Raw genomic sequence first — 6,426 nt, 5'->3', positions numbered from 1 at the left:
CCCTGCACACCAGCGGGCGGCGAGGTGGCAGGCAACGCAGCGCCCGGCGTCAGCTGCCAGGGCTGGCAGCCGGAAGTCTTGAACGCTTTGTCGCCCGGATCGATCTGGACCACCTGCGGCTTTTTGGACATGGCGTTGTCGATGATGGTGCCGTCCGAATTGGTCCGCTTCCAGTAGCAGGTGCCGTCGCCGGCGGGACCGCCGGAGCTGTAGATGCCCGGCGCGATCTCGCTACCCACCGCGTAGATGCCGTCCTTGTCGATGGATGTATTCGGCCCTGCCGGCGCGGGCGCGGCCCCCGGGGACGGGGAAGCGGCCGGTGCCGACGGCCCCGGTGCCGGTCCCTCCGTCTCGTCCGGGTCGGCGCTGGCAACCACCGTGGAAGCGGCCCAGCCCGCAACCATCAGGCTCGCAGCAAGCAACCTTGCCGCAGTCGGTACTCCACCCATAGAGATCGAGGGTACCGGGGTCAAGCACCTAATTCATATCGTTGTGAATCGGCCGCGGCAAAAACGCCTAGAAGAGCCGCCGCACCCGGCCCGCGTAACTGAGCGCGTGCTCGTAGGTCTCGAGATTGTCGCGGGAAATCTTCGCGTGGACGGGGCGTTCCAGGAAGAAGCGCAGCACCGGGTTGTAGGCGTGATAGGTCTCGTGAAATGTCAGCACGGTGGTGCCGTCGGGCTGCTCTTCGAGCTGGTGATAGCCCTCGGCGCGTGACCACAGCGGGGCACCGACCGCGGTGTACCGCGACAGCTTGTTCAGTTCGGCCTCGGTTACCGTCTCCCACGAGCGCGCCCTGCCGCCGGTCAGCAGATACTTGGGGACTGGGAAGACGCAGGTGCGGACCAGACCCTCACCGGCCTCGTTGCCCTCGTTGAGAATTTTCATGCTGCCGGTGGGCCACTCGAGAACCCGCGGCCGCGGCGCGTCCGGCGGCACCGGTGGATGCAGCACTCGCCAAACTTTTCGCGGCGGGGCATCGACGTGGAATCGCACGGTGTAGGACTGCATCAGCTCTCTCCATCAGCCGGTATCCAACTGTTCCAGAACGTGATGGTCTCCGCTGGCGGCCGCTTGGCCGGCCGGAATTCGGTGCCGATCGTGTAGGCGACGGGGAACAGCGCGGCCTGCGTGACATTGGGCGGAATGCCGAGCAGTTCGGCGACCTCTTGCTCCTTGAACAGATGCATCGTCGTCCACACCGATCCCAGGCCGCGGCTGCGCAGCGCCAGCAGAAAGCTCCAGCCGGCCGGGATGATCGATGCCCAGGCCGCCGCGGCGATGCCCGGTTCCGCGGTGTCGATGCGCTGATCGAGGCAGGGAATGACGTGCACCGGCACGTCGGCCAGCGTCTCGGTCAAGCTCATCGCGCTCTGGTACACCCGCTGCGTCTGCGCGTCGCTCGCGTTGTCGGCCGCGTACGCCAGGTACTGCGCGCCGATGCTGCGGTAGATCTCGGCGATGGCGGCACGCTTGTCCGCATCGGTGATCACCAGCCACCGCCAGTCCTGGTGTTGCTGGCCGTGGGCGCCTGCATCGCCAGCTGGATGCACTCCAGGATCACCTCGCGACCCACCGGGCGGCTCAAATCGAGGCGTTTGCGAACCGACCGCGTCGTGCTCAAAAGTTCGTCGACTGTGGCGATGTCCATGGGTTCCTTTCCGGATGGGTGATCAGAGGTCGATGGCGCACGACTGGTCGACGCCCAGCACGCTCAACGAGCGCCCCAGGCCAAGGAAGACCGCTACGCACAGCGTGAGATCCAGGATCTCCTCATCGGAGAACTCCACCCGAAGTCGTTCAAAGAACTCGTCATTCAGGGAGGCGTGGTCGGTGGCGAAACGTTCGGCGTACTCGATGCAAAGGCGTTGGCGCGGTGTGTATCCCGGGTAGGTGGCATGCGCGGCGACGTTGTCGTAGAGCTCGGGCGCGACCCCGGCATCCAGCACCGATTGGGCGCGGAAGTCCGAGCACGCAACGCAATCGTTGATCTGCGCGATGCGCATCCTGGCCAGCTCACGTTCGTCGGCCGGCAAAATACTCTGCTGGTACGCGCCGCGGATCATGCGTTCGACCATGTCACCGAGTTGCGGCCGTAGCGTCCAGATCATGGCGGCTTCGCCGCCGGGGCCATCCGGCACGTTGAGACGGGCCATCAGCGAACTCCTGCCCGGTGAAGAGAACTACTGAGCTGAGCAAACCAGATCCTGGTCGCCGAGGCCAGGCATAGACCCGACAATCGGTTTGGGGTTACCGTCTCGGCGTGCTGTTCATGCACGAGGTGCATAAGGTGCGCGGTCGCTTAGAAGACGACTTCGAGGCCGCGTTCCGGCACGAGTGGATGCCCGTGCTCGCCGCCGGCGACGACGCACGGCTGCTGTGGTACGCCGATCACGCCCAAGGCAGTGGCCCGTCCTACACCGTCGTCACCGTTACCGCCGTCAAGGACGGGGCGGCATGGGAGCGCCTTGCGCTCCGGGTGCAACGGGGGGATCTGCAGACATGGATGCGCGGGCTGGACGAACTGCGGCACGAGGTCGAGGCCAAACTGCTGGTAGCACTCCCGTGGTCGCCGCTGCAGAACGTGGCGTTCCACGAGGTACCGGTCGACGGGCGGGAACACGAACTGAGCCTCTACATGGAAGACACCATGTGGCCCTACCAAGACAAGTTCGAGGAATACATCGACCGCTGCAGCGATGTGTACGCCCCGGGCCTCGAACGGCCCTCCGCAATGCTGGCGATTCAGGCGGCTTTCCAGCCCGCTCTGGGTAGCCACCTTCGCCGCGAGGTCGTCTTGATGCAGCGCATCCAGCGGCCCGAGCAACTCCTCGGACTGCTCCGAACCCGGATTCCGGAGGAATACCGCGCCCCGGGAACCTGGATGCACGACGCCCTGGACCTGCGTGACCAGTGGACCAGCCGGCTATTGCGCACCTCCGCGTGGTCGCCCTGGTACTGAATGACACGCATGAACATCGGGACGATCCTCGAAACGGCGGCGACCAGCGATCCCGCCCGGACTGCGCTGATCATTGATGGGCAACCCATCAGTTACGGCGATGTGGCGCATACGGTCCGCCAGTGCGCGGCCGGCCTGGCCGCCGCTGGGGTGCGGGCCGGCCAGCGTGTCGCTGTCCTCGACGGCGGAAGTCTGTTGGCGATCGCAACATTGCTCGCGGCGGCGCGCATAGGCGCCGCGGCTGCGTTGATGAACCCCGCGTTGACCCCGCCGGAGATCCGCGGGCTCCTTGAGAACGCCGGGTGCGCCGGGGTGGCTGTGGCGGGGGTGCCGTATGCCGACCGGCTCCGCGAAGCCGGCGTCCCCACGGTGTTGACCGTCGCTGACCTCGCCGCGATCACCGATCGGTCCGGCGACGAAGCCGTCGACGCTGCCGACGACCGGGACGCCTTGATCCTTTTCACCAGCGGGACAACCGGACTCCCCAAGGCCGTCGGCATCACCGGCTCGCAGCTCACCAGACGGATCAAGGGGATGGCGGCACCATTTCGCGCGCAGGCCAAGCCGTCAGTGGGGATGATGTGCGTCCCGTTCTTCCATGTCGGGGGCGCACTGGGGATCCTCGGCAGTTTGTACTCCGGCAACACCTCGGTGGTACAGCAGCGATTTGACGCCGGCGACTGGCTGCGCCTGGTGTCAGAGCACCGCGTGACCACCACGTTCATGGTGCCGACCATGCTGCAGCGCATCCTCGACCATCCCGACTTCGCGCGCACGGATTTGACGTCGCTGACCGCCATCGCCTACGGCGCCGCCGCCGCGCCTGTCAGTTTGGTGCACAGGGCGAGGACCGCGCTTCCACATGTGGCTTTCGCCAACGTATTCGGTCAGACCGAGACCCTCGGCGCATACACGACGCTGATGCCTGACGATCACCGCGATCCGGCTCACGCGGGCTCCGTGGGGCGACCGCTACCCGGAGTTGATGTGCGCGTCGTGGATCCCGACACGGGAAGCGATGTCGAAATCGGAACGGTCGGCGAGCTGTGGGTGAGCACCGCCCAGAACGTCACCGCGGGCTGGCTGCGTACCGGCGATCTTGCCCGCCAAGATTCCGACGGCTACATCTTCCCCAGTGGACGGCTGAGCGACACCATCAACCGCGGGGGAGAGAAGTTCGGTCCGACCGAAGTCGAGGAAGCGCTGCGTTCCCATGCGGCAGTGCGCGATGTCGCCGTTATCGGCATCGCCGACGAGGAGCTCGGCCAACGGGTGGGGGCTGCGGTAGTGGTCTGCGCCCCAGTCACTGTCGAGGAGCTGCGCGCGCACTGTCGCGAGTTGATCGCTTACTTCAAGCTGCCCGAGCGGCTGGCGATCGTGGACGACATCCCCTACAACTCGACCGGAAAGATCAACCGCCGCGAGCTCGCCGCGCTGATTGCGAATCATTCCTGAAAACCAGGGAGTTGAATGCTTTTCCTGCACGAGACCCACAAAGTGGTCGGCGCGCGCCAAGACGATTTCGAGGCCGCCTACCGCGAGGGCTGGATGCCGACATTGGCCGAGCAGGACGATGCTCGACTGCTCTGGTACACCAACCACGCCCACGGGTCCGGGCTGTCGTACAACGTGGTCACGATCACCGGAATCGTCGACGGCGCGGCCTGGGAGAGGCTTGTCCGACGTGCGCAGAGCGGTGACCTCCGGCCCTGGATGCGCGAGCTGGACAACCTGCGCCACGAAGTGAGCGGAAAGATCCTGCTGCCGGTCTCGTGGTCACCGCTTCAGACGGTGGACCTGGCGACCGTGCCCACCGATGGGTCCACTCACCCTCTGACCCTGTTCATGGAAGACACCGGGTGGCCCTACGCGCCGCTCGACGACTACATCCGCTCCTGGGACGAGATCTACTATCAGCCGCTGTCTCGGGCACCTGCACGAATGCGAATCCTTGAGATTCAGGCCTGCTTTCAGGTCGCGCACGGTAGCTATCGACGGCGAGAAGCGATGCTGTGGCAGAGGATTGACGACTCCAACGACTACGCGGCGCTCGTCCATTTGCTCACCAAGGAGGTCCCGCCTGAGCACCGGGCGCCGGGCAGCTACATGGTCGAAGCTCTGAAGTTCCGCGATCAATGGGAAAGCCGACTGTTGCGGACCTCGGACTGGTCGCCCCTCTACTGAACTCAGCGTCCCGCTGATTCAGGATGCCGGCCGCTTCGCTGACCATGTCGGCGACGATGTCAGCAGGGGGACGGACTTCGCGTCAGGCAAGGGACGCCAGACCGGAACGCACCAGATCCAGACTCGTGGTTACGTCTGCGCCGAGGTCGCCGGAACAACCGCTGCGGCCCCAATTCTCCACTGCCGCAACGAGGGCCGCGGCGATCACAGAACCGGCGACCTCGGCGGTCAGATCGATGTTCGCCAGACCCGGATTCCGCCCCATGACGAAATTGGTGAGCACGCGGGCAAACGAGGACTGCACGACCCGCAGGTGACCGGCAATCCGCTCGGCGCTGATCAGCTCCGCCCGAGCGGTCGCAGCCTGGCGCACCACTTCGAGGTCGTGCGGGAAGGCGGCAACGCTGGCCAGCACCGCATCGAACAGCGATTCCGAGGGCGGCCGCTGGGCAAGCGCTTCGGCCAGCCACTCCAACTGGGTCTCGTAGTCCTGAAAAAGCACGGCTTCTTTGGTCGGAAAATGCCGGAAGAAGGTGCGTTCGGTGACGCCGGCCTCGCGGGCCAGCTCGGTGACGGTGACGTTCGCAAACCCCTTGTGCGCGAAGCTCTTCAACGCCGCTTGGCGAAGTGCCTCATGCGTCGATCGTCGTCGTTGCTCATGACGGTTGCCCGGGGCGGTCATATCAGCGGTGATCGTATCCCAGCGAGCGGGTCAAGACTGACATCTTCCAATTATGTCAGTACTGACATATTCTTGGCACGCGGTTTCCCGATTGAGATGAGGGCCGAGACCATGACCAATACCGATTACGACGCAATCGTGGTGGGCGCCGGGCACAACGGGCTGACCGCCGCGGCGATCCTGCAACGCGCGGGCCTGCGCACCGTGTGCCTGGAAGCCAACACCTACGCGGGTGGCATGGCAGCGACGGTCGAGTTGATCGACGGCTTCCGGTACGAGATCGCCGGTTCAGTGCAGTTTCCGATGGCGAGCCAACTCACCAAGGACCTCGGGCTGGACACGTTGCCGGCGGTGGAGCCCGACGTGATGTCAACCAACATCGGCGAGCACGGGGAAGAGCCGATGATCTTCTACCGCGACCCGATGCGGCTGATGACACATCTGAGCGAGAAACACGGGCTGGAGGCGGTCACCGGCATGGCCGAACTGATCGGCTGGAGTCAGGGGCCGGCGAAAGCGCTGGGCCGCTTCGACGTTCGCCGACCGCCCAAGAGTCTCGACGAGATGTATGCCTGCGCAGTCAACGACGCCGAACGCC

At 65.4% G+C, this 6,426-nt stretch carries 8 protein-coding genes and 1 pseudogene; 4 read left to right on the top strand and 5 right to left on the bottom strand.

Annotated elements, in window-relative coordinates; translation table 11 throughout:
- From VFW69_RS23300 to VFW69_RS23285, 4 genes and pseudogenes are all read right to left on the bottom strand, one after another.
- A partial coding sequence (locus VFW69_RS23300) for an Rv1352/Rv1906c domain-containing protein (RefSeq protein WP_526505063.1) occupies positions 1-449 on the bottom strand: 449 nt, incomplete at its 3' end.
- A 67-nt stretch (positions 450-516) separates the two neighbouring features.
- Positions 517-1,011 carry an SRPBCC family protein gene (locus VFW69_RS23295; protein ID WP_526505061.1) on the bottom strand — a complete coding sequence of 165 codons (495 nt, stop codon included), beginning with the start codon at positions 1,009-1,011 and terminating at the stop codon, positions 517-519.
- A pseudogene (locus VFW69_RS23290) lies at positions 1,011-1,651 on the bottom strand (nitroreductase family protein). The gene VFW69_RS23295 and the pseudogene VFW69_RS23290 overlap by 1 nt, the downstream one beginning before the upstream one ends.
- 22 nt (positions 1,652-1,673) lie before the next feature.
- Complete coding sequence (locus tag VFW69_RS23285) at positions 1,674-2,156, bottom strand: carboxymuconolactone decarboxylase family protein (protein WP_526505059.1); 483 nt, start codon at positions 2,154-2,156, stop codon at positions 1,674-1,676.
- Positions 2,157-2,272: 116 nt separating this feature from the next.
- Between VFW69_RS23285 and VFW69_RS23280 the strand changes: the two genes are divergently transcribed.
- Genes VFW69_RS23280 through VFW69_RS23270 form a run of 3 tightly spaced genes read left to right on the top strand, consistent with a single transcriptional unit; the run spans position 2,273 to position 5,146 of the window.
- Complete coding sequence (locus VFW69_RS23280; protein ID WP_526505065.1) at positions 2,273-2,962, top strand: hypothetical protein; 690 nt, start codon at positions 2,273-2,275, stop codon at positions 2,960-2,962.
- 9 nt (positions 2,963-2,971) lie between these two features.
- Entirely contained in the window at positions 2,972-4,417 is a 1,446-nt protein-coding gene (locus tag VFW69_RS23275; protein ID WP_526505057.1) for a class I adenylate-forming enzyme family protein, read from the top strand.
- A 15-nt stretch (positions 4,418-4,432) separates the two neighbouring features.
- Positions 4,433-5,146: a hypothetical protein gene (locus VFW69_RS23270; protein WP_526505055.1), complete on the top strand. Its 714-nt coding sequence runs from the start codon at positions 4,433-4,435 to the stop codon at positions 5,144-5,146.
- A gap of 82 nt (positions 5,147-5,228) precedes the next feature.
- Here the strand turns inward: VFW69_RS23270 and VFW69_RS23265 are convergent, their stop codons facing one another.
- The gene (locus VFW69_RS23265) at positions 5,229-5,828 is read right to left on the bottom strand and encodes a TetR/AcrR family transcriptional regulator (RefSeq protein WP_526505053.1); all 600 of its coding nucleotides are present in this window, start codon (positions 5,826-5,828) and stop codon (positions 5,229-5,231) included.
- Between the two features lie 111 nt (positions 5,829-5,939).
- Between VFW69_RS23265 and VFW69_RS23260 the strand changes: the two genes are divergently transcribed.
- A partial coding sequence (locus VFW69_RS23260; protein ID WP_526505051.1) for an NAD(P)-binding protein occupies positions 5,940-6,426 on the top strand: 487 nt, incomplete at its 3' end.

Source organism: Mycobacterium sp., assembly GCF_036273375.1.
GTDB lineage: Bacteria > Actinomycetota > Actinomycetes > Mycobacteriales > Mycobacteriaceae > Mycobacterium.
Note: the sequence above shows the minus strand (reverse complement) of the source record. Positions and strands in the feature narration are given on the sequence as shown.

Excerpts from the sequence above, each read along its gene's own strand:
- VFW69_RS23295 (WP_526505061.1), bottom strand. The coding sequence starts at position 1,011 with ATGCAGTCCTACACCGTGCGATTCCACGTCGATGCCCCGCCGCGAAAA.
- VFW69_RS23285 (WP_526505059.1), bottom strand. The coding sequence starts at position 2,156 with ATGGCCCGTCTCAACGTGCCGGATGGCCCCGGCGGCGAAGCCGCCATG.
- VFW69_RS23280 (WP_526505065.1), top strand. The coding sequence starts at position 2,273 with ATGCACGAGGTGCATAAGGTGCGCGGTCGCTTAGAAGACGACTTCGAG.
- VFW69_RS23275 (WP_526505057.1), top strand. The coding sequence starts at position 2,972 with ATGAACATCGGGACGATCCTCGAAACGGCGGCGACCAGCGATCCCGCC.
- VFW69_RS23270 (WP_526505055.1), top strand. The coding sequence starts at position 4,433 with ATGCTTTTCCTGCACGAGACCCACAAAGTGGTCGGCGCGCGCCAAGAC.
- VFW69_RS23265 (WP_526505053.1), bottom strand. The coding sequence starts at position 5,828 with ATGACCGCCCCGGGCAACCGTCATGAGCAACGACGACGATCGACGCAT.